Source organism: Streptomyces sp. NPDC098789 (genome assembly GCF_044759975.1).
Classification (GTDB): domain Bacteria; phylum Actinomycetota; class Actinomycetes; order Streptomycetales; family Streptomycetaceae; genus Streptomyces.
Window position 1 is genome coordinate 279955 of record NZ_JBIWAJ010000003.1, and the last position, 24360, is coordinate 304314.

The 24360-nt window shown below is 73.8% G+C and carries 17 protein-coding genes and 2 pseudogenes; 16 read left to right on the plus strand and 3 right to left on the minus strand.

Going from position 1 to position 24360, the window contains the following annotated elements; all coding sequences use genetic code 11:
- Positions 1–80 precede the first annotated feature (80 nt).
- Together ACIQWR_RS08755 and ACIQWR_RS08760 are read left to right on the plus strand one after the other, a co-directional pair.
- Positions 81–1688 carry a carboxylesterase/lipase family protein gene (locus ACIQWR_RS08755; protein WP_404006023.1) on the plus strand — a complete coding sequence of 536 codons (1608 nt, stop codon included), beginning with the start codon at positions 81–83 and terminating at the stop codon, positions 1686–1688.
- Between the two features lie 232 nt (positions 1689–1920).
- Positions 1921–2928, plus strand: coding sequence for a LacI family DNA-binding transcriptional regulator (locus tag ACIQWR_RS08760; RefSeq protein WP_404006024.1), 1008 nt, complete (start codon positions 1921–1923; stop codon positions 2926–2928).
- A 13-nt stretch (positions 2929–2941) separates the two neighbouring features.
- Here the strand turns inward: ACIQWR_RS08760 and ACIQWR_RS08765 are convergent, their stop codons facing one another.
- Together ACIQWR_RS08765 and ACIQWR_RS08770 are read right to left on the minus strand one after the other, a co-directional pair.
- Positions 2942–3727: a phosphatase PAP2 family protein gene (locus tag ACIQWR_RS08765; protein ID WP_404006025.1), complete on the minus strand. Its 786-nt coding sequence runs from the start codon at positions 3725–3727 to the stop codon at positions 2942–2944.
- Between the two features lie 163 nt (positions 3728–3890).
- Positions 3891–4850, minus strand: a complete 960-nt coding sequence (locus ACIQWR_RS08770; protein ID WP_404006026.1) for an alpha/beta hydrolase fold domain-containing protein — start codon at positions 4848–4850, stop codon at positions 3891–3893.
- Positions 4851–5073: 223 nt separating this feature from the next.
- On the opposite strand from ACIQWR_RS08770, the gene ACIQWR_RS08775 reads away from it, so the two are divergent.
- From ACIQWR_RS08775 to ACIQWR_RS08815, 9 genes and pseudogenes are all read left to right on the plus strand, one after another.
- A complete protein-coding gene (locus ACIQWR_RS08775; protein WP_404006027.1) occupies positions 5074–5625 on the plus strand; it encodes an ATP-binding protein in 552 nt (183 codons plus the stop codon).
- A gap of 135 nt (positions 5626–5760) precedes the next feature.
- Positions 5761–7395, plus strand: a pseudogene (locus ACIQWR_RS08780) (AMP-binding protein); the annotation flags it as partial.
- Between the two features lie 93 nt (positions 7396–7488).
- Positions 7489–7842: pseudogene (locus ACIQWR_RS08785) on the plus strand (acyl-CoA thioesterase); the annotation flags it as partial.
- Positions 7833–10124: an FAD-dependent monooxygenase gene (locus tag ACIQWR_RS08790; protein WP_404006028.1), complete on the plus strand. Its 2292-nt coding sequence runs from the start codon at positions 7833–7835 to the stop codon at positions 10122–10124. The pseudogene ACIQWR_RS08785 and the gene ACIQWR_RS08790, both read left to right, overlap by 10 nt.
- 37 nt (positions 10125–10161) lie before the next feature.
- On the plus strand, positions 10162–11244 hold the full coding sequence (locus tag ACIQWR_RS08795) for a carbon-nitrogen hydrolase family protein (protein WP_404006029.1): 1083 nt from the start codon (positions 10162–10164) through the stop codon (positions 11242–11244).
- Positions 11241–12353: a cupin domain-containing protein gene (locus tag ACIQWR_RS08800; RefSeq protein ID WP_404006030.1), complete on the plus strand. Its 1113-nt coding sequence runs from the start codon at positions 11241–11243 to the stop codon at positions 12351–12353. The genes ACIQWR_RS08795 and ACIQWR_RS08800 overlap by 4 nt, the downstream gene beginning before the upstream one ends.
- 60 nt (positions 12354–12413) lie before the next feature.
- Complete coding sequence (locus ACIQWR_RS08805; RefSeq protein ID WP_404006031.1) at positions 12414–13331, plus strand: fumarylacetoacetate hydrolase family protein; 918 nt, start codon at positions 12414–12416, stop codon at positions 13329–13331.
- A gap of 56 nt (positions 13332–13387) precedes the next feature.
- The gene (locus tag ACIQWR_RS08810) at positions 13388–14182 is read left to right on the plus strand and encodes an Asp/Glu racemase (protein ID WP_404006032.1); all 795 of its coding nucleotides are present in this window, start codon (positions 13388–13390) and stop codon (positions 14180–14182) included.
- 69 nt (positions 14183–14251) lie between these two features.
- Positions 14252–15079 carry a PaaX family transcriptional regulator C-terminal domain-containing protein gene (locus ACIQWR_RS08815; protein WP_404006033.1) on the plus strand — a complete coding sequence of 276 codons (828 nt, stop codon included), beginning with the start codon at positions 14252–14254 and terminating at the stop codon, positions 15077–15079.
- 219 nt (positions 15080–15298) lie between these two features.
- Here ACIQWR_RS08815 and ACIQWR_RS08820 read toward each other — a convergent pair whose 3' ends face one another.
- Positions 15299–16810: a glutamate synthase subunit beta gene (locus ACIQWR_RS08820; RefSeq protein ID WP_404006034.1), complete on the minus strand. Its 1512-nt coding sequence runs from the start codon at positions 16808–16810 to the stop codon at positions 15299–15301.
- Between the two features lie 239 nt (positions 16811–17049).
- Here ACIQWR_RS08820 and ACIQWR_RS08825 point away from each other — a divergent pair, with 239 nt between their 5' ends.
- The 5 genes from ACIQWR_RS08825 (at position 17050) to ACIQWR_RS08845 (ending at position 24354) form a co-directional block, all read left to right on the plus strand.
- Positions 17050–18552: an aldehyde dehydrogenase family protein gene (locus ACIQWR_RS08825; protein WP_404006035.1), complete on the plus strand. Its 1503-nt coding sequence runs from the start codon at positions 17050–17052 to the stop codon at positions 18550–18552.
- On the plus strand, positions 18549–20123 hold the full coding sequence (locus tag ACIQWR_RS08830) for a GMC family oxidoreductase (RefSeq protein WP_404006036.1): 1575 nt from the start codon (positions 18549–18551) through the stop codon (positions 20121–20123). Before ACIQWR_RS08825 ends, ACIQWR_RS08830 begins: the two co-directional genes overlap by 4 nt.
- A gap of 11 nt (positions 20124–20134) precedes the next feature.
- Entirely contained in the window at positions 20135–21241 is a 1107-nt protein-coding gene (locus tag ACIQWR_RS08835; protein ID WP_404006407.1) for a glycine betaine/L-proline ABC transporter ATP-binding protein, read from the plus strand.
- A 70-nt stretch (positions 21242–21311) separates the two neighbouring features.
- Positions 21312–23387 (plus strand): ABC transporter permease subunit, encoded by a 2076-nt coding sequence (locus tag ACIQWR_RS08840; protein ID WP_404006037.1) that lies wholly within the window; start codon positions 21312–21314, stop codon positions 23385–23387.
- Positions 23380–24354, plus strand: coding sequence for an ABC transporter substrate-binding protein (locus tag ACIQWR_RS08845; RefSeq protein ID WP_404006038.1), 975 nt, complete (start codon positions 23380–23382; stop codon positions 24352–24354). The genes ACIQWR_RS08840 and ACIQWR_RS08845 overlap by 8 nt, the downstream gene beginning before the upstream one ends.
- Positions 24355–24360: the final 6 nt, after the last annotated feature.

Consider the following 24360-nt stretch of genomic DNA (forward strand, 5'->3'; position numbering starts at 1 on the left):
TGATTGACGATCGTTGATTTTCCGCCATACTCTCGACGGGTCGGCGCGCGCCCGGCGCGCGGCCCAGGAAGGATCGGCTCATGGCTCACATCCCAGGCCCGGACGAGACGGTGGTGGACCTGCCTGCCGGGAGGCTGCGCGGCGCGGTCGAGGACGGACTCACCGTCTTCCGGGCCGTGCCCTACGCGGCCTCCCCCGTCGGCGCACTGCGCTGGCGGCCCGCCCGACCGCACCCCGGGTGGAGCGGCACCCGGGACGCCACCGCGGACGGCCCCAGCGCTCCGCAGATGTACCGCGAGGGCGGCGACCCGGTCCTCGGCGGACACGGCGAACCACCCTTCGACGAGGACTGCCTCACCCTCAACGTCTGGACGCCCGGGGTCGACGACGCGCGCAGGCCGGTGCTCGTCTGGATCCACGGGGGCGGTTTCGTCTCCGGTTCCGGGTCCCTGCCCACCTACTCCGGCGCCACCTTCGCCCGCGACGGGGACCTCGTCGTGGTCGGCATCAACTACCGCATCGGGCCGCTGGGTTACCTGCACCCCACCCCCGAGGACGAGGAGGGGTACGGGGACGGAGACGGCGCCGCCGACACCGACGGCGCCGGTCACGCCGCACGACCGGCCGGCGGCAACCACTGGCTCGGCGATCAGCTCGCCGCGCTGCGCTGGGTGCACGAGAACATCGCCTCCTTCGGCGGCGACCCGGACTCCATCACCGTCGCGGGCCAGTCGGGCGGCGCGGTCTCCACCGCCGCACTCGCCGGAGCCCCGGGAGCCGCGGACCTGATCCGGCGGGTCATCCTGATGAGCCCGCCCTTCGGGCTCGACTTCCCCTCGCCCGAGGGTTCCCTGGAACGCACCGCCGCCTATCTGGAACTCGCCGGGGCCAAGAGCCTCGCCGAGTTGCGCTCGCAGGAGTGGCCGGCCCTGATCGCCGCCGCGGGCGGGCTCTTCGCGCGGACGGCGCGCTGGGGGTACTGGCCCACGCCGTTCCTGCCCGTGATCGACGGGGTCACCCTCCACCGCCACCCGGCCGACGCCCTGCTGCACGGGGCGGCGGCCGGGATCGAGGTACTGATCGGCTGGACGCGCGAGGAGGCCAACTTCGGGTTCGCCCTCGACCCGGGCCACGCGGACGCCGACCGCGAGCGGGTGACCGCCAGGATCGCGGAGACCTTCGGCGCCGGGGCCGCCCCCGACGTGTACGCGGCGTACGAGCGCACCCGACCCGGGTCCCGTCCCGCCGACGTCCTGATGGACCTCATCACCGACGAGCTGTTCCGGATGCCCGCCGTGCGGCTCGCCGAGGCGCGCGCCGCGGCGGGACGTCCGGTGTGGGCCTACCAGTTCGACTTCCCCTCCCCCGCCTACGAGGGCCGGCTCGGCGCCGCGCACTGCCTCGAACTGCCCTTCGCCTTCGACAACTTCGACCAGTGGGCGAACGCCCCCTTCGTGGCCGGGCTGGCTCCGGCCGTGCGCGACGGACTCGCGCACACGATGCACCGGGCGTGGATCGCCTTCGCCCGCACCGGCGACCCGAACCACCCCGACATGCCGCACTGGAGCCCGTACGGGGCGGACACCCGCACGACGATGCGCTTCGACTCGGTCGTCACCGCCCTCGACGATCTCGCCGGGGACTCCCGGCGGCTGCACGAGGGCGCACTGCGCAGGCTCACGTCGTGACGGGGCGCAGGCTCACGTCGTGACGGGGCGCGGGATCGCGTCGTAACGGGGCGCGCGGGCTGCCCGGGGTCGGGCCGACATGCCGGCATCCGGGCATCCGGGCGTCCCGGCACGCGAGCGGGGGCCCGCCCGGACGGCGCACGTCCGGGCGGGCCCCCGCTCCGGTGATCTAACTCGTGTAACCTTCGAAGGGAGACCACCGGATCGATCAAAAGGAGCGTCGAGGGACGCCATGGCCAAAGACCTTCCCGCCCCGGCCTCCCTGACCAGCGCCGACGTGGCCCGGCTCGCCGGGGTGTCGCGCGCCACCGTCTCCTTCGTACTCAACGACACCCAGGGCCACCGCGTGAGCGCGGCCACCCGGGCACGCGTCCTGGACGCCGCCCGACAGCTCGGCTACGTACCGCACGCCGCGGCCCGCTCGCTGCGCGCCGGACGCAGCAACCTCGTCCTGATGCCCGCGTCGATCTCGGCCGTCGGCCGCCTGGTCAGCGACTGGGTCGACGACCTGCACAGCGAGCTCGACCGGCACGGTTACACCGCCGTCCTGCACGCGGGGCGCTTCACCGATCCCCTCGACGCCGCCCGCGCCTGGGCCGAGCTGCGCCCGGCCGCCGTCATCGCCATCGACGGCGACCGGCTGACCGCGCAGGCCGCCGACCTGCTGCACCGCGCGGGAGTGCGCGGGATGCTCGCCTTCGCCTCCCACCCCGTGCCCGGCGTGCACACCATCGGCTTCGACCACGCCCTCATCGGTGCCACCGCCGCCGAGCACCTGATCGCCCGCGGCCGGACCCGCATCGGCGTGGTCATGCCGCAGGAGCGCGGCCTCGGCACGCTCGCCGCACCTCGGCTGGCGGGCGCCGAGTCCGTCGCGGCCCGGCACATGGCCACCGTGACGCCGGTCGAGCTGTCCTACACCCGCGAGTCCGCGACCGCCCTCGCCCGGCGCTGGGCCGACCTCGCGCTGGACGCCGTGTTCGCCTACAACGACGAGTACGCCGCGCTGCTGCTGCACGCGCTGCGGGCCGAGGGGATCGTCGTACCGGACGACGTGGCGGTCGTGGGCTCCGACGACCTGGTCCTCTCCTCGCTCCAGCAGCCCCCGCTGACGTCGATCCGACTGGACCTCGTCTCGCCGGCGCGGGTCGCGGACGCCGTTCACGAGCTGATCACGACGGGGACGACGGCTCCGATACCGCGGACGACGGCGGTACTGGTGCACCGCCGGACGTCGTAACAGCCGCTGCGGATCAGCGGGTTGCCGGTACGGGCTCGGGCGCGGGCAGCGGTTCGCGCGCGCCCGTGGCCGCCCCCCGGCGGTCCCGGACGCGGGCGGCCTCGCGCCCGAGCGCGGGTGCGCACAGCCACCAGGCCAACAGGCCGGCCCCCGCCCCGGCGGCCGCGCCCGCGAAGGTGTCGCTGATCCAGTGCGCGTGCAGCCACGTACGGCTCCACATCATGGTCAGGGTGAAGAGTGCTCCCCCGGCCCACCAGCCCCGGCGCCGCGCGGCGGGCACCAGCAGCGCGCCGACGAGGACGACCAGCAGTGCGGCCCCCGCAGCGTGACCGGACGGGAAGGAGCCGTGGTCGACGCGGACCAGGGGATCGGTCGGGCGCGGCCGGTCCACCAGGTACTTGAGTCCCTGGACGACGACCATGTTGCCGAAGAGGTAGGCACCGAGGAAGAAGCCCGCCGACACCCACCGTGCGCGCACGAGCAGGAGGACGAGCAGGGCGAGCGGTACGACGACGCCGGCCGGGCCGCCGAACCAGTTCAGGGCCGCCGCGACCCAGGCGTACGGGCCCTCGTGCGGGCCGCCCATCCAGGACAGCCAGCGGTCGTCCGCGCGCTGGAAGGGCGGGGCCGCCGGATCCTGCCGGACGACGAGGCCGAGCCCCACGGGTAGGCCCAGCATCAGGAGTCCCGCGATCAGGACGCCGGGACGGCGCCGGGCGGGTCTCCGCGGGGGCTCGGGGTCGGGGGTGGTGGCTGTGCCGGTGGTACGGGACTGACGGGTGACCGGGTTCTTGGACATGGCTGCCTTGTTCGTCGTTCTCAGCTGGTTGTTCGTCGCTCGTGCGTTGCTCGTTGCTCATGGCTCGTGGCTCGTGGCTCGTCCGAGCTGTGGCGCTCGCGCGGGGGCGCGGCCGCTCCGGGCCGCGCCCCTACTGCGGGGTGGCTGGGTGGTGACGACCCGCTCAGGCGCCCGCGCCCAGGTGGCGGGCCAGGAACGCCACGCTGTCCGCGACGATCTGGGGGACGTCCGGCGAGCCCAGGAAGATGTGGTCGGCGTCTTCGACGGGCTCCAGGACGACCTCGCCCCCCACCTGCGTCAGGGCCTCGGCGAGCAACTCGCTCTGGCTGTAGGGGACCAGCCCGTCCTGCCGGCCGTGGACGAGCAGGAACGGCGGCGGGTCGGAGCCCTCGGTGACGTGCGTGACGGGGCTGGCGGCACGCGCCAGATCCGGGCGCTCGGCGACGGGCGCGCCGAGCAGGGCGACGTACGGGTCGGGGAATTCGACCCCGGGCGCCGCCGGCAGCTCCGGCATCGGGTGCGCCGACAGGGAGACCAGGTCGGAGATGCCGTACCAGTCGACGACGGCACGGACCGCGGTGTCCCCGGATCCCACGCCGTGCGCGCCCTCCAGGGCCTCGCCGTCCGCGCTGTGCGGGCCGACGAGGCCCGCGAGCGCGGCCAGGTGGCCGCCAGCGGATTCGCCCCAGACGCCGATCCGGTCGGGGTCGATGCCGAGGATTCCGGCGAACTTGCGGACGTAGCGGATCGCCGCCTTCACGTCGTGCAGTTGGGCCGGGAAGGGGGCCTCCAGGCTGTGCCGGTAGTCGATGGAGACCAGCGCGAGCCCGGCTCCCAGCACCGATCCGTGCAGCAGGGCGGCCGGCACGGTCGGCGGCGGGTAGCGCCGGTCGCCGTCCATCCAGCCGCCGCCGTGGATCCAGACGACCGCCGGGAAGGGGCCCTCGCCCGCCGGCACCTGGACGTCGAGCAGTCGGGGGCGGTATCCGGGCGTGGTGGCGTAGGTGATCCCGTCGTGGCGGCGGATCCCGTGCTCGTCCGTGACGGGCGGGACGGGCGCCTGGTAGGGCGGGGGCGGCCAGGTCATGTCGGGCATGTCGGCTGCGGGCGGAGCTTGCGTCATTGCGGCCCTTCCAATTCTGCGCGGCCTCGGTACGGGCAAGGGTTCGTAACGTATGTCCGAATTGCTTGCGCAGGGCACCCGGGAGGCTTAACGTGTTACACGTGTAATCACGACTCTAGCGACGCATTTCCGCTGACCACAAGCCCTCGGGCCGAGTGACTTCCTCACCCGTTACACGAGCCGCAGCGCGGGCGGCGTCGCCTTCCCCTCCAGGGAGCACCCCATGCCGGCCGCCACCTCCCCCTCCCCGCTCCCCTCCACGACCGGGACCATGACCGCGAGCGCGAGCGCGAGCGCGAGCGCGAGCGCGACCGCAGCCGCGACCCGCCATGCGCGCGCCTTCGCCCGCTGGGCCGTCGAGCCGACCGCGGCGGTGGTACCGCTGATCAGGTCGCGCGTCCGGGCCGTGCTCGACGACTGGCCGGTCACCGCCGAGATCGCGGACGTCCTGCTGCTGGCGGTCAGCGAGCTCACCGGCAACGTCGTCCTGCACGCCGCCGCCACGCGCCGCATGCGGGTCGGGGTGACCCTGCGCGCGGGCTGGCTCCACCTGGAGGTCACCGACGGGGCACCCGCACCGCACCGACCGCCCCTGCCGCGCACCACGACGGATCCGGACGCGGAGACGGGGCGGGGCCTGCTGATCATCCAGCTGATGGCTGCCGAGGCGGGCGGCGAACTCACCTTCACGGCAGGCGAGTTCGGCAGCCGCGCCAAGGTCCGCGTACCCGCCCGTGTACGGGCCCGCACGCCGGCCCGCACGTCAGCCGTCTGAGGTCGACCGGGGGCGGTGACGGCGGCCGCGGCGAGGCGTTCACGACATCGAGATATCGCGAACAATTGACGATCGCCAAAATATCGAGATACTTGCCCCATCTCCCCCGCTGCTCCCTGATTGAGGTGCCGCCCCATGGAGCTCTCCCCCTCGGCACATGCCGATTCCTTCTGTCGCGACCGGCTGCCACCCGCCGCCCTCTGGCCCCGACTCCACTTCGACCTCCCGGAGTTGAGCTATCCGGACCGGCTCAACTGCGCCCACGCCCTGCTCGACGAAGCCGTCGAGCGCTGGGGCCCCGACCGCCCCTGCCTGCTGACCCCGACCGAGCGTTGGACGTACGGCGACCTGCTGCGCCGCGCCAACCAGGTCGCCCAGGTGCTCACCGAGGACCTGGGCCTGCTGCCCGGCAACCGCGTCCTGCTCCGCGGGCCCAACAATCCGTGGCTCGTCGCCGCCTGGTTCGGTGTCCTCAAGGCGGGCGGGGTGGCCGTCACCACCGTGCCGCTGCTGCGCGCCGCCGAACTCACCGAGCTGTGCGGGATCAGCCGGCCCGCGATCGCCCTCTGCGACCACCGCCACCTCGAAGAACTCCGATCGGCCGCCGATCCCGCCGCCCTCCGGGTGATCGCGTACGGCGGCTCCGGCGACGACGACCTCACGGCCCGGTGCGCCGCCAAGGACGGCGGCTTCGACTCCGTGCGGACGGCCGCGGACGACGTCGCGCTGATCGCCTTCACCTCCGGTACGACCGGGCGGCCGAAGGCCACCCTGCACTTCCACCGCGATGTCCTCGCCAACGCGGACACGTTCTCCCGGCACGTCCTGCGCCCCGAGCCCGAGGACGTGTTCACCGGCACGCCGCCCCTCGCGTTCACCTTCGGCCTCGGCGGGCTGGTGGTCTTCCCGATGCGGGTCGGGGCCTCGACCCTGCTGATCGAGCGGGCGACGCCCGGGCAGCTGGCCGATCTCGTCGCCGAGCACGGGGTCAGCGTGCTGTTCACCGCGCCGACCGCCTACCGCGCGATCCTCACCGACGGCGCGGCCGACCGTCTGGCGGGCCTGCGCCGCTGCGTGTCCGCCGGTGAGCCGCTGCCCGCCGCCGTGTGGGAGGAGTTCCGCGCCGCCACCGGGCTGCGCATCATCGACGGCATCGGCGCCACCGAGATGCTGCACGTGTTCATCTCGGCCGCCGACGAGGACATCCGCCCCGGATCGACGGGCAAGCCCGTCCCCGGCTACCGCGCGGCCGTGGTCGACGAGAACGGCGACCCCGTCCCCGACGGGCAGCCCGGCCTGCTCGCCGTCACCGGCCCCACCGGCTGCCGCTACCTCGACGACCCGCGCCAGTCCACCTACGTCCGCGGCGGCTGGAACATCACCGGTGACACCTACACCCGCGACGCCGACGGCTACTTCTGGTACGTCGCCCGCAGCGACGACATGATCGTCTCCTCCGGTTACAACATCGCCGGGCCCGAGGTCGAGAAGGCCCTCGCCGACCATCCGTACGTCGCCGACTGCGGTGTGGTCGGGGTCCCCGACGAGCGCCGCGGCATGCTCGTCAAGGCGTACGTGGTCCTGCGCGACGGAGTCGTGGCCGGCGACGCCACCGCCCGGGAACTCCAGGACCACGTCAAGGCGACCATCGCCCCCTTCAAGTACCCGCGCGCCGTGGAGTTCGTCGACGAACTCCCGCGCACCGAGACCGGCAAGCTCCGGCGCGGCCACCTCAGGCTCATGGCACGGGAGTCGGCCGATCCCGCGCCCCCGAACCTGCCCAGCGTCGTCATCGAGCGTCGCGTCGAGTGGCCCGACACCGACGCCGCCGGTCACTACCACCACTCCACCGTCGTGCGCTGGGTCGAGGCGGCCGAGGCGGTGCTGCTGCGGCGCCTGGGCCTGTCCCACCTGTTCGGGAGCACGCCCCGGGTCCGCTTCGAGGCCGACTACCGGGCCCGGCTCTGGTTCGGCGAGGCCGTGCGGACCGAGCTGCGCGTCACCGAGGTGGGCAACAGCTCCCTGCACTACGCCTTCACCGTCCACGGGGAGGAGGGTGCGCGGGCCGCGAGCGGCCGCATGGTCATCGCCCACTCCGCCGCCCGGGCCACCGGGTCCACCCCCTGGCCGGCCGAGGTCCGCGAGGTCCTCACCACGGCGGGCCCGCAGGCCCCCGAACTGTTCGAGAACACCCGAGGAGGCGCCCCGTGCGCGTAGCAGTCATCGGAGGCGGGCCCGGCGGCCTGTACTTCGCCGCCCTGGCCAAGCAGTTGTCCCCCCAGTGGGAGATCACCGTCTGGGAGCGGGGCTCCCCCGACGACACCTTCGGTTTCGGGGTCGTCTTCTCCGACGAGACCCTCGACGGCATCGCGCAGGCCGACCCGGTCGTGCACGCCGCGATGTCCGCCGAATTCGCCCGCTGGAGCGACATCGACGTCCGTCACCGCGGCACGACCCTCACCTCCGGCGGCCACGGCTTCGCCGCCCTGGGCCGCCGCCGGCTGCTGGGCATCCTCCAGGACCGGTGCGCCGCCCTGGAGGTCGACGTCCGCTACCGCACCGTGGCCCCGCCGCCGGAGCGGCTGGCGGCCGAATACGACCTGGTGGTCGCCTGTGACGGCGTGCGTTCGGCCACCCGCGCCGCCTACGCCGACACCTTCGCCCCCGACCTCGACGAGCGCTCCGGCCGCTACATGTGGCTCGGTACCGACAAGGTCTTCGAGGCCTTCACCTTCATCGTCGAGGAGCGGGACTTCGGCACCCTCCAGGTGCACGCCTACCCGTACGACGACACCCGCTCCACCTTCATCGTCGAGATGGACGAGGCGGCGTGGCGGTGCGGTGGTTTCGACCGCTCCGAGGGCCTCGACCTGCCGCCGGGCGCGAGCGACGAGGAGGGCATCCGCCGCTGCGAGGAGATCCTCGCCGCCCACCTGGACGGGCACCGGCTGCTGCCCAACAACTCCAAGTGGCTGCGCTTCACCACCGTGCGCAACCGCACCTGGCGGCACGGCAACACGGTGCTGCTCGGGGACGCCGCGCACACCGCGCACTTCTCGATCGGCTCGGGCACCAAGCTCGCCATGGAGGACGCGCTCGCCCTGGCCGCCTGCCTGCACGAACACCCGGACGTGCCGAGCGCGTTGGCCGCGTATGAGGAGGAGCGCAGGCCCGTCGTGGAGTCCACCCAGCGGGCGGCCCAGGCCAGCCTCGAATGGTTCGAGCACCTCGACCGGTACACCGACCAGGATCCGCACCAGTTCGCCTTCAACCTGCTGACCCGCAGCCGGCGCGTCACCTACGACGGCCTGCGCGCGCGGGACGAGGGCTTCACCACCGCCGTCAACGCCTCCGTCCCGGTGCCGCCGATGTTCCGGCCCTTCGCGCTGGGCGGTCTGCGGTTGCGCAACCGGATCGTGGCGGCGCCCGTCGCACTGTCCACCGCCCGCGACGGGGTGCCGGGCGACTTCGACCTGGTCCACCTCGCCACCCAGGCCCTCGGCGGACCGGCCCTGGTGCTGGCCGGGATGACCGCGGTGAGCTCCGCGGGCCGCACCGACGCTGGCTGCCCCGGGCTGTGGACCGACGAACAGGAGGCCGCCTGGCGGCGGATCACCGGCTTCGTCCACGGCCAGTCGGACGCCTGCCTGGGCATCCAGCTCACCCACGCCGGCCGTCGCGCCGCCGACGGCTCACCGCTGGCGGCGTCCGCGCTGGCCTGGGACGAGCACGCCCCGTTGCCGCGCGAGGCGACCCGGGCGGACATGGACCTGATCGTGCGGGACTTCGTGCGGGCGGCCGAGCGCGCCGACCGGGCCGGCTTCGACGCCCTGGAACTCCAGTACGGCCACGGCCACTTGATGTCCGGTTTCCTGTCGCCGCTGACCAACCGGCGCACCGACGAGTACGGCGCGGGTCCGGCCGGGCGGCTGCGCTTCCCGCTCGAAGTGCTGGGCGCGGTACGGGCGGTGTGGCCCATCGGGAAGGCGCTGCTGGTGCGGATCTCGGCGACCGACTGGGCGGCGGGCGGCCTCGACGAGGCCGGGGCCGTGGAGATCGCCCGGGCCCTCGGGGCGGCGGGCGCGGACGGGATCGACGTCTCGACCGGTGAGGTCGTGGCCCACGAACGACCCCGCTACGGCCGCAGCTACCAGACGCCGTACGCCGACCTGATCCGCAACGCCACCGGGCTGGCGACCATCGCCGTCGGCGCGATCTCCACGTACGACGACGTGAACTCGGTGATCCTGGCCGGCCGGGCCGACCTGTGCGCCCTCGGCCGCGCCCAGCTCCACGACCCGCTGTGGACCTTGCACGCGGCCGCGGCCCAGGGCTACCGCGGGTCCGCGGCGCCCTGGGCCCGGTCCTGGGCCGCCGGCAGCGGCCGCCCGCCCGCGGCCCGTACCGACCGGGTGCCGCCCCGCCTCGAACTGCTGCGGCAGGACGCCGCGCCGGTGCACCAGCGCTGGCGCCCCCGCGTCCCCGCGCCCGCCTGCTGACCGCCTGCTGACCGCCTGCTGACCGCCAGGAGATCCCGTGGAGACCCCACCCCCGTACGCCCCGCCCCCGTACGACCTGCCCCGCTTCACGGCGGCCGCCGTCCAGGCGTCCCCGGTCTACCTCGACCCCGGCGCCACCGTCGACAAGGCGGTCGCCCTGATCGCCGAGGCCGCCGGGAACGGCGCCACGCTCGTCGTCTTCCCCGAGGTGTTCGTCCCCGGATACCCGTACTGGAACTGGACCATGAACCCGGTGCAGGGCTCGCCCTGGTTCGAGCGCCTGTACCGGGCCTCCGTGGACGTCCCCGGCCCCCACGTCGACACCCTGCGCGCGGCGGCCCGCCAGTACGGCGTCGTCCTGGTCATCGGGATCAACGAGCGCGGCCCGAACAGCCTCGGCGTCCTGTACAACACCCTGCTGACCATCGGACCGGACGGTGAACTCCTCGGGATCCACCGCAAGTTGGTGCCGACCTGGGCCGAGAAGCTCACCTGGACCGGGGGCGACGGCAGCTCACTGCGCGTCCACCGGACACCGGCGGGCCCGCTCGGCGCCCTCGCCTGCGGCGAGAACACCAACACACTGGCCCGCTTCGCCCTCCTCGCGCAGGGCGAGCTCGTCCACGCCTCCTGCTACATCGCCCTGCCCGTGGCGCCCGCCGACTACGACATGGCCGACGCCATCGCCGTGCGGACGGCCGCCCACAGCTTCGAGGGCAAGGTCTTCTCCGTCGTGGCCTGCTCCACGGTCTCCCCGGAGATCATCGACCTCCTCGCGGGGGACGACGAGGAGCTGCGGGCCCTGTTCGGCCGCCCGCGCAGCGCGCTGTCCGGCATCTTCGGCCCCGACGGCCGACCGGTCACGCCGCCGTTGGTGGACGACGAGGGCATCGTCTACGCGGAGATCGACCTGTGCCGGTGCATCCAGCCCAAGCAGATGCACGACATCACCGGTCACTACAACCGCTTCGACGTCTTCCACCTCGAAGTCGACAACCGGCCCCGCACGCCCGTGACCTTCACCGCCCCCTTCACCACGCCCACCACCACCCGCTCCACCCCCTCCACCGCACCCCTTTCCGGTCCCCGGACGACCGCCCTTCCCGAGGAGGACGCATGACCCCCGAACAGGACGACACCGCGCTCGGCCGCGCACGGGTCCTCGACACCCCCGAACTCACCGCCTACTACGCCGAGCTCGCGGCGCGCGAGGCGGGTGCGCTGTGGACCGTCGCCAATGACATCGAACCCTGGTACCCGCAGCCCAAGTCCGTTCCCGTGCTCTGGCGTTACGAGGAGCTGCGCCCGCTCGTCCACAAGGCGCTCGCCCTGGTCAAGGCGGACGACGCGGGCCGCCGCGTGGTCATGCTGGTCAACCCCGGCCGCAAGGACGTCAGTGCGGCGGCCGGGCTGCTCTACACGGGCCTGCAGATCATGGGCCCCGGCGAGGCCATGACGGCCCACCGCCACCAGGCCGCCGCGCTGCGCTTCGTCCACGAGGGCACCGGCGCGTGGACGATCGTCGACGGGCAGAAGCTGAAGGTCGGGCCGCGCGACTTCGCGATCACCCCGAACGGCACCTGGCACGAGCACGGCAACGACGCGGACGACGCCCCGGTCATCTGGCAGGACGGGCTGGACATCCCGCTGGTCAACGCCCTCGACGCCGGTTTCTACGAGGTCCACCCCGAGCTGTACCAGAAGCCCGGGAAGGTGATCAACTCCTCCGTCCTGACGTACGCGGCGAACCTGCTCCCGCACGGCGTCGAGCGCTGGACCCGGCCCTACTCCCCGCTGCTCGCCTACCCGTGGGAGGCGACGTACGAGGCGCTGCTCGGCCTGGCCCGGGCCACCGAGGGGTCCCCCTACGACGGGATCATCGCGGAGTACACCAACCCGGTCACCGGCGGATCCGTGATGCCCACCATGGGCGCGCACATGCAGCTGCTGCGGCCGGGCCAGGCCACGCTGGCCCACCGCCACACCGGATCGGTGATCTACACGGTGGCGAAGGGGCGCGGCGTCTCGGTGATCGCCGGGCAGCGCTTCGCGTGGCAGGAGGGCGACGTCTTCTGCGTGCCGTCCTGGGCCTGGCACGAGCACCACAACCTCGACCCGGCCGAGGACGCGTGCCTCTTCTCCTTCAACGACTTCCCGGTCATGCGCTCGCTCGGATTCCACCGCGAAGAGGCCTACGCCGACAACGGCGGCCACCAGCCGCCCTCCTGACCGCGCACGCCGCCCCTCCCCCTCCCGCCCCTTTCCTCTCCCCCGACTCCCGGAGACACCATGCGACTGCTGACCTTCACCACCGGGTCCCCCGCCGGCGGGCCCGTCGACCCCGCGCCGCGCCTGGGCGCGGAGCGCGACGGCCTCGTGCACGACCTCGCCGCCCTGGCCTCGCACGCGGGCGTCCGGATCCCGCCGGACCTGCTCTCGCTCGTCCAGGCCGGGCCCGCCGCCCTGGACTCCGTCCGCGCCCTGCTGGCCGGTGCGCTGCCCGGCCACGCCGTCCACCGGCTCGAAGACGTCCGGCTGTGCGCCCCGCACCGGCCCGGAAAGATCATCGGGGTCGGACTCAACTACGTGGAGCACGTGGCGGAATCCAGCCGCAGCCTGGACACGGACAAGGAACTCCCGCCGCGTCCGGTCCTGTTCAGCAAGCCCGCCACCGCCGTCACCGGGCCCGGAGCCCCGGTGCTGCACAACGGCGACCTGACCGCCCAGTTGGACTGGGAGTGCGAACTCGCCGTGGTCATCGGCCGCACCGCCTTCCGGGTGAGCGAGGAGGAGGCGTACGAGCACGTCTTCGGGTACAGCATCGTGAACGACATCAGCGCCCGCGACCAGCGCCGCTCGGGCCAGTGGTTCTTCTCCAAGGGCCAGGACTCCTACGCCCCCTTCGGGCCCGTCGTGGTCACGGCCGACGAGATCCCCGACCCGATGGCGCTGGACCTCGACCTGCGCGTCAACGGCGTCACCAAGCAGAAGTCCAACACCCGCCACATGCTGTTCCCGATCGCCCGCCTGATCGCCGACATCAGCTCCGGCGTGACCCTGGAGCCGGGCGACGTGATCGCCACCGGCTCCCCCTCGGGCGTCGGGGCCGGCATGGTCCCGCCCGAGTTCCTGGTGCCGGGCGACACCGTCGAGGCCACCGTCGAGCGCATCGGCACCCTCACCAACCCCGTCGTGGACGCCCGTTGACCTCCCTGCCGCGCACGCCCGCGGCGCCCGCCGCCCTACCGAACCGAGGAGCCCGCATGCCGCACCCGCCCACCTACCGCATCGGCCAGATCGTGCCGAGTTCGAACGTCACGATGGAGACGGAGGTGCCGGCCATCCTGCGCGCCCGGCAGCGCGTCGCGCCGGAGCGCTTCACCTTCCACTCCAGCCGCATGCGGATGACGCACGTGACGCCGGAGCAGCTCAGGGCCATGGACGCCGACTCCGACCGCTGCGCCGTCGAGCTGTCCGACGCGCACGTCGACGTACTCGGCTACGCCTGTCTGGTCGCCATCATGAGCATGGGCCTGGGCTACCACCGCGAGGCGGAGCAGCGGCTGCACGCGCGGACCGTGGAGAACGGGGCGCCCGCGCCCGTGGTGACCAGCGCCGGGGCCCTGGTGCAGGGCCTGCACACCATGGGCGCGCGCAAGGTGGCGCTGCTCGCCCCGTACATGCGCCCCCTCACCCGGACCGTCGTCGACTACCTCACCCACGAGGGGATCGAGGTCCTGGACTACCGGGCGCTGGAGATACCGAACAACCTCGACGTGGCCGCGCACGACCCGGCCCGGCTGCCCGAACTGGCGCGCGCCCTCGACCACGGCGACGCGGACGCGGTGGTCCTCTCCGCCTGCGTGCAGATGCCCTCGCTCGGGGCCATCGAGGAGGCGGAGCAGATCCTGGGCAAGCCGGTCGTCTCCGCGGCCGTCTGTACGGCCCACCAGCTGCTGCGGGCCCTCGATCTGCCCGCCGTCGCGCCCGGGGCCGGGCACCTGCTGTCGGGTGCGTACGCCGAGGCGCCGCTGGTCCGGGGAGCATCGTCGGCCTGAGCCCGCAGGGCCCCGCGCCGGGTCCAGGACGCTCGGTAAGATCGCCACCGCATCCAACGGAAGGCGATCATGTCGGACAGCCCCCTCAGGCCCAGCTCGTTGATCAACACGGTCTACGGGGCGTTTCTGCGCGGCATCGGCGGCTGGATCTCCATCGCCGACCTGATCACCCTCATGTCGGAGCTGGACGTGGAGAGCCAGGCCGTCCGCTCGGCGATCTCGCGGCTCAAGAAGAAGGGCGTCCTGGAACCGGAGCGGCGCGGCGCCACCGGGTACCGGCTCAGCCCGGCCGTGCACCCGGTCTTCGACGCGGGCGACCGCCGCATCTTCGCCAGCCTGGAGCCGGCGGACCTGGCGGACGGCTGGGCCCTGGCGGTGTTCTCCGTACCGGAGTCCGAGCGCTCCCACCGCTACCAACTGCGCACCCGGCTGACCTGGCTCGGCTTCGGCAACATCGCTTCCGGCGTGTGGCTGGCGCCGGGCCGGGTGCTGGAGGACGCGCGGGCCGTGCTGGTCCGGCTCGGGCTGAGCGAGTACGTCCACCTCTTCGCGGCGGCCGACTACGCGGCCTTCAGCGACCTGCCCGGGGCGGTCAGCTCCTGGTGGGACTTCCCCGCGATCCAGGGGCAGTACGCGGAGTTCACCGGGGCGTACGCGCCGGTCGCCGCGCGCCTGGCCGGGCAGCGCGAGATCGACCCGGCCGAGGCGTTCCGCCACTACGTGCCGATGCTCACGGCCTGGCGCCGCCTGCCCTACCTGGACCCCGGCCTGCCCCCCGAGCTACTGCCCGCGGACTGGAACGCCATCGCAGCACGCCAGGTCTTCCAACAACTCCACGAGGTACTCGCCACCCCGAGCCTGCACCACGTACAGAACGCAATCGCCGCAGCCCCGTAGGCCCCCCGACCCCGGCCCAGTAGGGCCGGGGTCGGGGCCGGGCAGGAGTGTCCCCGCAAGGACGAGCGGTCCCCACCGCGCCCCTCCTCCGACCACCCCGCAGCCGCGAGCCGAGGAGACACTCCTGCCCGGCCCCGGCCCCGGCCCCGGCCCCGACCCCCGGCTAAGGCCCGGCCCCGGCCCCCGGCTAAGGCCCCGACCCCCACCCAGGCCCCACGGTCACCAGGCACGTCCGTCGGGCGGCCGGAGCAGCGGCCCGTCCTGGGCCCGGACGGGGGCGTGCAGGGCGGTGCGGCCGGTCAGGTAGCGGTCGGCGGCGGCCGCCACGGAGCGGCCCTCCGCGATCGCCCACACCACCAGTGACTGGCCCCGCCCGGCGTCGCCCGCGACGAACACCCCCTCCGGGGGCCGCCCCGGCGGCCCGAGCGCCGCGAAGTCCGCGGACCGGGCGAAGTTGCCCCGCTCGTCGCGGGTGAGGCCGAGCTGTTCGCCCAGGGGGCAGGCCCGCTCGGGGCCCGTGAACCCCAGGGCCAGCAGCACCAGCCCGGCTTCGATCACCCGCTCGGTGCCGGGGAGGGAGCGCCGCTCCGCCGGTTCCACCGCGGTCAGGTGCAGGGCGCGCACCCGCCCCTCGGCGTCGCCCTCGAAGTGCACGGTCGCGCTGGCGAACGCCCGCGGGTCGGCGCCGTCGCGGCTGCGCGCCTCCTCGTGGGCGTGGGAGATCCGGTAGACCTTCGGGTACAGCGGCCAGGGCTGGTCGGCGGAGCGGCCGGGGCCCGGTTCCGGGTTGATGTCGAGCTGGACCACCGAGCGGGCGCCTTGGCGCAGCGCGGTGCCGAGGCAGTCGGAGCCGGTGTCACCGCCCCCGACGATCACCACGTGGCGTCCCTCGGCGTTCACGCCGGGCGCCGCGATGTCGCCCTGCGCGACGCGGTTGGCTCCGGTCAGGTAGTCCATCGCCTGGTGGATGCCCCGTAGCCCGCGGCCGGGCACCGCCAGTTCCCGGCGCTCCGTCGCGCCCACCGCGACGATCACCGCGTCGTGGGTGGCCCGGAGCCCGGCCGCGTCGATCCGGCCGCCGACGTCCGCGTCCGTGCGGAAGACGGTCCCCTCGTCCCGCAGCTGCTGGACGCGGCGGTCGAGGTGCGACTTCTCCATCTTGAAGGCCGGTATGCCGTAGCGGAGCAGTCCGCCGATCCGGTCGGCCCGTTCGAAGACCACGACGTCGTGCCCGGCGCGGTGGAGCTGCTGGGCGGCGGCCAGACCGGCGGGGCCGGAGCCGATGACGGCGACGGACTTGCCGCTGGGGCGGGCGGGCGGCGCGGGGGCGGTGTACCCGTGTGCCCAGGCCTGGTCGGCGATGGCCTGCTCGACGTTCTTGATGGTCACCGGATCGGCGTTGATCGTCAGGACGCAGGCGTCCTCGCAGGGCGCCGGGCAGAGCCGGCCGGTGAACTCGGGGAAGTTGTTCGTCGCGTGCAGCCGGTCCGAGGCGGCCCGCCAGTCGCCGTGGGCGGCGTAGGCGTTCCACTCGGGGATGAGGTTCCCCAGCGGGCAGCCCGCGTGGCAGAAGGGGATGCCGCAGTCCATGCAGCGGTTCGCCTGCTCGGACACCAGGGGCAGCGAGATCTGCCCCGCGTGGACCTCGCACCAGTCGCCGAGCCGCTCATCGGCGGGGCGCGCCGGTACGGAGCGTCGCGGCGTCCTGAGGAAGCCGAACGGGTCGGTCATGCGCCGCCTCCATGACTCCCGTGCGGATACGGCGGTCCGACCAGGTTACGCCCGGTTCGTCCACAGTTCCCGGTGGCGGAAACACCCCTTCCCGAAGCTCTCGGGCCGGTCACCCGCACGTGACACCGGTCACTTCCCGTGACGTGGGGGACATGAGTGGCGAAAGCCGGGGCACACGAGCCGCACCGCACCGACACCGCGGGCAGGCCGCGGTGCGATATCCGGAGGTACAGCGCGTCGTGTCCGAGCAGCAGAGCATCCACACCGCCGGAAGGTGGCGGCCGTCCTCGACGGGCGCCACGCGGGAGGTCCTCGATCCCGCCGACGGCAGTGTCCTCGCGGTGGTCGCCGAGGGCGCCGTCGCGGACGCGGACGACGCCGTCGGCGCGGCGCGCGCCGCCTTCGACCACGGCCCGTGGCCGCGGACCCCGGTGGCCGAGCGCGCGGCGCTGCTCAGGCGCACGGCCGACCTGCTCCAGCGAGAGCGGGAGCGGATCGCGCTCCTGGAGAGCCTGGACGCGGGCAAGACCCTCGCGGAGGGCCGCACGGACGTGGACTGCGTCAGCGACGCCTTCCGGTACTTCGCCGATCTCGTCCTCGGCGAGGGCGGCGGGCGGGTCGTGGACGCCGGATCGCCGGAGATCCACAGCGTGGTCGTGCACGAACCGGTGGGCGTGTGCGCCCTGATCACCCCCTGGAACTACCCGCTGCTCCAGGCGAGTTGGAAGGTGGCCCCGGCGCTCGCCGCGGGCAACACCTTCGTGATCAAGCCGAGCGAGCTGACCCCGCTGAGCACGGTCGTCCTGATCGAGCTGCTGGTGGAGGCCGGGCTGCCGGCCGGCGTCGCCAATCTGGTGACCGGCGCGGGCGACCCCGTCGGCGCCCGGCTCGCCGCCCACCCCGACGTCGACCTCGTCTCCTTCACCGGCGGTCTCGACAGCGGTAGGAAGGTCGCGCACGCGGCGGTCGACACGGTGAAGAAGCTCGCCCTCGAACTGGGCGGCAAGAACCCCAACGTCGTCTTCGCCGACGCGTGCGCGACCGCGGCCGGCTTCGACACGGCCGTCGACCAGGCCCTCAACGCCGCCTTCATGCACAGCGGCCAGGTCTGTTCGGCCGGCTCCCGGCTGATCGTCGAGGCGTCGGTGCGCGACCGGTTCGTGGCCGAACTCTCCCGGCGCGCCGAGCGGATCCGACTCGGCCGGGGCACCGACCCGGGCGTCGAGTGCGGCCCGCTGGTGTCCGCCGCCCAGCGCGAGCGCACCGAGTCGTACGTCGCCTCCGCGCTCGCCGCGGGCGCCGTGCTGCGCGCGGGCGGCGAACGCCCGCCGGGCCCGGGCTACTTCTACCGCCCGACCGTCCTGGACCGCTGCGACCGCCGGATGCGCGTCGTGCGCGAGGAGGTCTTCGGACCGGTGCTGACGGTGGAGACCTTCCTCACCGAGGACGAGGCGGTGACCCTCGCCAACGACACCGAGTACGGGCTGGCGGGCGCGGTGTGGACCGCCGACCAGGGTCGCGCCCGCCGCGTGGCGGGCCGGCTGCGCCACGGCACGGTCTGGATCAACGACTTCCACCCCTATCTGCCGCAGGCCGAGTGGGGCGGCTTCGGCAAGTCCGGGATCGGGCGCGAGCTCGGGCCCTCGGGCCTGGCCGAGTACCGCGAGACCAAGCACGTCTACCAGAACCTCGCACCCCGTCCCGTCCGCTGGTTCGCGGGCCGAGAGGAGACCTCCGCATGACGGCGCAGTCACACCCGGGGACCACCCCGGCGCAGCCCTCCCCCGACACCGTTCGGGAGTTCGACTACGTCATCGTGGGCGGCGGCACCGCCGGTTCGGTGATCGCCTCCCGGCTGACCGAGGACCCCGACGTCACGGTCGCCGTGATCGAGGGCGGGCCGAGCGACGTGGACCGCCCCGACGTGCTCACCCTGCGGCGCTGGATGGGGCTGCTCGGCGGCGAACTCGACTACGACTACCCCACCACCGAGCAGCCGCGCGGCAACTCGCACATCCGGCACAGCCGGGCCCGCGTGCTCGGCGGGTGCTCCTCGCACAACACGCTGATCGCCTTCAAGCCGCTTCCGTCGGACTGGGACGAATGGTCGGACGCGGGGGCCGAGGGCTGGCACGCCGCCGCCATGGACCCCTACTTCGACCGGCTGCTGAACCACATCGTCCCCGTCGGCGAGGCCGACCGCAACGCCGTCGCACGCGACTTCGTGGCGGCGGCCGAGCAGGCGTTGGGCGTGCCCCGGATCGAGGGGTTCAACGCCAAGCCCTTCCACGAGGGCGTCGGCTTCTTCGACCTCGCCTACCACCCGGAGGACAACAAGCGTTCCTCGGCGTCGGTGGCCTACCTGCACCCGGTCATGGCCGAGCGGCCCCACCTCACCCTGCTGCTGGAGACCTGGGCGCACCGGCTGGAGCTGGAGGGGACGCGGGCGCGCGGGGTGCACGTACGGTCCGCGGACGGCGCCGAGTCGCTGATCCGCGCCCGCCGCGAGGTGGTCGTGTGCGCGGGCGCGGTCGACACCCCGAGACTTCTGCTGCACTCCGGCATCGGCCCGCGCGAGCAGCTGTCGGCGCTCGGCATCCCGCCCGTGCACGACCTGCCCGGAGTCGGCGAGAACCTCCTCGACCACCCCGAGTCGGTGATCGTGTGGGAGACGGACGGCCCGATACCGGAGAACTCCGCGATGGACAGCGACGCCGGACTGTTCGTGCGCCGCGATCCCGCGTCCCCGGGTCCGGACCTGATGTTCCACTTCTACCAGATCCCCTTCACCGACAATCCGGAGCGGATCGGCTACGAACGCCCGGCGCACGGCGTGTCGTTGACCCCGAACATCCCCAAACCGCGCAGCCGCGGCCGGCTGTACCTCACCAGTGCGGACCCCGAGGTCAAACCGGCCCTCGACTTCCGGTACTTCACGGACGAGGAGGACTACGACGCCCGCACCCTCGTCGACGGCATCAGGATCGCCCGCGAGATCGCGGCGGCGCAGCCCCTGGCGGGCTGGCTCACGCGCGAGGTGTGTCCCGGTCCGCAGGTCACCGGTGACGAGGAGCTGAGCGCGTACGCCCGTTCCGTCGCGCACACCGTCTACCACCCGGCGGGCACCTGCCGGATGGGGGCCGCGGACGATCCCGGGGCCGTGGTGGGGCCGGACCTGAGGGTGCGGGGGCTGGACGGCATCCGGATCGCCGACGCCTCGGTGTTCCCGACGATGCCGGCGGTCAACCCGATGATCGGCGTGCTGATGGTCGGCGAGAAGGCGGCCGAGCTGCTGGTGGGGGGTGCGCGATGAACGCCGACCTGATGAACACCGACCCGATGCACACCGGTCCGACGAACGCGGACGCGATGACCACCGACGCACCCGTCTTCTCCGTGCGGGGCCTCTGGAAGGTGTTCGGCCCCCGGGCGGCGGCCGCCCGGGTGCCCGGCTCGGAGCACGCCGAGCTGTCCGCGCCCCTGTTGCGCGAGCGCACCGGCTGCACCGCGGCCGTCCGGGACGTCACCTTCGACGTCCACAAGGGCGAGTCCTTCGTCGTCATGGGCCTGTCCGGTTCCGGCAAGTCCACGCTCGTGCGCTGCCTGACCCGGCTGATCGAGCCCACCGCGGGCTCCCTGGCCATCGACGGCGAGGACGTCCTCGCGATGGACCGGGCCCGGCTGCGGGACCTGCGCCGCCACCGCGCCGCCATGGTCTTCCAGCACTTCGGCCTGCTGCCGCACCGCACCGTGTTGGACAACATCGCCTACGGCCTGGAGATCCAGGGGGTCGGCCGCGCCGAACGGCGTGCCAAGGCCGCCGAGATGACCGTCAAGGTCGGCCTCGAAGGCCTGGAGGAGCGCCGCCCCGACGAGCTCTCCGGTGGTCAGCAACAGCGCGTCGGCCTCGCCCGCGCACTGGCCGCCGATCCCGAAGTCCTGCTGTTCGACGAGCCGTTCAGCGCGCTCGACCCGCTGATCCGCCGCGAGATGCAGGAGGAGGTGGGCCGCCTGCACCAGGAAGAGGGCCGCACCATGGTCTTCATCACCCACGACCTGTCCGAGGCGCTGCGCCTCGGTGACCGGATCGCCCTGATGCGCGACGGTCGGATCGTGCAGCTGGGCACTCCGGAGGAGATCGTCGGCTCCCCCGCCGACGACTACGTGCGGGACTTCGTCCGCGACGTACCGCGCGAGCAGGTGCTCACCGTGCGCAGCGCCATGCGCCCCGCCACGGCGGAGGAGGCGGAGCGGGGCGTGTCCCTCGCGCCCGCCACCACCGTCGCCCTGGCCATCGAGGCGGTGGTCCGCAGCGGCGGCCCCGCCAGGGTCGTCGACGGGGGCCGCTGCCTGGGCGTCGTCGACGACGCGTCGCTGCTCGCCGTCGTCGCCGGGCTACCCGTCCCGGCGACCGGGGAGGTGGCCGCATGAGACGCCACTCCACCGCGCGCCCCCGTGGCCGCGCCGTGCCGCTCCCGGCCGCGACGCGGGGGTGGCGCCGATGAGCTCCCCGTCCACACCCGTGCGCGAAGGGCCGCGCGCGGACACCCGCGATCCGCGCCGCCGAGGCGCCCGCACCGACCCCGACACCCGCTCCACCGCGGATCCGGCCGCCGGTGCGGGCGGGCGCGGGGTCGGCTCCACCGCCCGGTTCCGCGTCGGCCGCCAGGTCCTGCCCCTCGCCGTCGCCGCGGCCGTCCTGGGCACCCTCGGCGTGCTGTACCCGGGCGGCGGCAGTTGGCCCGGTTCCCTGGCCGTCGACCTGTCGGCGCCGCTGGGGCGGGCCGGTGACTGGATCATCGACCACCGCGACAGCCACCCGCTGTTCCTCTACTTCTTCGGGCACGTGAGCAATGCCGTCGTGGTGTCCGTGCGCGCCGTCTACCTGGTGCTGCTCGCCGCCGGATGGCCCGGGGTGACCGCGCTGGCCGGCCTGGTCGCCTGGCGGCTCGCGGGGGTCCGGCTCGCGCTGACCTCGATGGCCGCGTTCGCGGCGTGCGGCCTGCTGGGCATGTGGGTGCCGACGATGCAGACGCTGGCCCTGATGGCCGTGGCGGTCGGCGCGGCCGTCGTCGTCGGTGGTCTGCTCGGCCTCGCCGCCGGGCTCTCGCCCCGCACGGAGCGCGCCCTGCGGCCCGTACTGGACACCATGCAGGTCCTGCCGGCCTTCGCCTACCTGCTGCCGATGGTGCTCGTCTTCGGCATCGGGGTGCCCGCCGCCGTGCTCGCCACCGTGGTCTACGCCGCCCCGCCCATGGCCCGCCTCACCGCGCTCGGGCTGCGCGGGGCCGACGCGGGGGTCCTGGAGGCCGCCGCCTCGCTCGGCGCCACGGGGCGTCAGCGGCTGCTGACCGCCCGGCTCCCGCTGGCCCGGGAGCAGATCATGCTGGGCGTCAACCAGGCCGTCATGACGGGCCTGTCCATGGCCGTCATCGCGTCGGTGATCGGCGCGGGCGGCCTCGGTGACCGGGTCTACCAGGCCCTGGCCTCCGTCGACGTCGGCGCGGCGCTGGCCGCGGGCATCCCGATCGTGCTGCTCGCCGTCGTACTGGACCGCACGGCCGATGCGGCGGGCTCCCGGCTCGGCGCGGCTCGACCGACAGCCGAACAGCACTTCCTGCGGCGGGTGTTCGCCGGCTGGTACGGGGGGCTGCTGTGCGTGCTGGCGGCCGTCGCCGTGGCGGTGGCGGGCCGGATGCTGGGCGCCGCGCAGTGGCCCGGTTCCTGGACGGTCCCGCTCGCGGATCCGGTCAACCGGGCCGTCGCGTGGATGACCGGCCACCTCTACTCGGGGGTCCCCGTCGTCGGCGGCACCGCCGACTGGGCCGCCGGCTTCACCGGGGGTCTCCTCGATCCCCTGCGCAGCGGGCTCCAGTCGACCCCCTGGTGGCTGCTCCTGCTGCTGGTGGGCGCCGTGGGCCTGCTGGTCGGCACCTGGCGCAGCGCCCTGAGCGCCGTACTGGCCCTCGCCGCCATCGGGGTGCTCGGCGTGTGGGACCCGGCGCTGGACACCCTCTCGCAGGTGCTCGCCGCCGTCGTGGTGACGCTCGTACTCGGCTTCGCGGTCGCCATCGGCGCCGCCCGCAGCGCCCGCGCCGAGCGGCTGCTGCGGCCCGTGCTGGACGTCTGCCAGACGATGCCGCAGTTCGTGTACCTCATCCCGGTCGTCGCCCTGTTCGGGGTCGGCCGGGCTCCCGCGGCGGCCGCGGCCGTCGTCTACGCGCTGCCCGCCGTCGTCCGCATCACCACGCAGGGCCTGCGCGAGGTGGACCCCGCGGTACTGGAGTCGGCGCGCTCGCTCGGCGCCACCGGCGCCCAGCAGCTGCGCCAGGTCCAACTACCGCTCGCGCGGCCGGCCCTGCTGCTGGCCGTCAACCAGGCCGTGGTCCTGGTCCTGGCCGTCGTGATCATCGGCGGGCTGGTCGGTGGCGGCGCCCTCGGCTACGACGTGGTCCTCGGCCTCGCCCAGGGCGACCTGGCCACCGGGCTCGTGGCGGGCGCGGCGATCGTCTGCCTCGGCATCCTGCTCGACCGCCTCACCCAGCCCGCGCCCACGAAGGAGGCCGGGAATGCCTGAGCCGACGAAGATCCGCCGCAGGAGCGCGGTCGCGCTCGCCGCCGCGACCGCCCTGGCCGTGCTCACGGGCTGCGGAGCGGCCGACATGACCCGCCAGACCTCCCCGTACGCCGCCGCCGGCGGCGCGAAGACGGTCACGCTGTCGGTCCAGTCCTGGGTCGGCGCGCAGGCCAACACCGCGGTGGCGGGGTACCTGTTGGAGCACGAACTCGGCTACCGCGTGGACACCGTACAGGTGGACGAGGTGCCCGCCTGGGACGCCCTGAGCCAGGGCCGGGTCGACGCGATCCTGGAGGACTGGGGCCACCCCGAACAGCTGGCGCGCTACGTGGAGCGGAAGAAGACCGTCGTCGACGGCGGCGGCCTCGGGGTCACCGGCCACATCGGCTGGTTCGTGCCGACGTACTTCGCCCAGGAACACCCGGACGTCACCGACTGGAAGAACCTCGACAAGTACGCCGACGAGTTCCGTACGGCCGAGAGCCGGGGCAAGGGCCAACTGCTGGACGGCTCCCCCTCGTACGTGACGAACGACAAGGCGCTGGTGCGCAACCTCGGGCTCGACCTGGAGGTGGTCTTCGCGGGCTCCGAGGCGGCCCAGATCACCCAGATCAAGCAGTTCGCGAAGGAGCGCAAGCCCTTCCTGACCTACTGGTACGAGCCCCAGTGGCTCTTCGACCGGGTCCCGATGACCGAGGTCAAGCTGCCCGAGTACGCGCAGGGGTGCGACGCGGACGCCGAGAAGGTGGCCTGCGCCTACCCGCACACGCCGCTGCGCAAGTACCTCAACGCCCGCTTCGCGGACGGGGGCGGGCCGGCGGCCGACTTCCTGAAGAGGTTCCACTGGGGCGTCGCGGACCAGAACGAGGTGGCCCTGATGATCGCCGAGGAGAAGCTGTCGCCTCAGCAGGCGGCGCAGAAGTGGGTGGAGCGCCACGAGGACGTCTGGCGGCCCTGGCTCGGCTGACCCGGC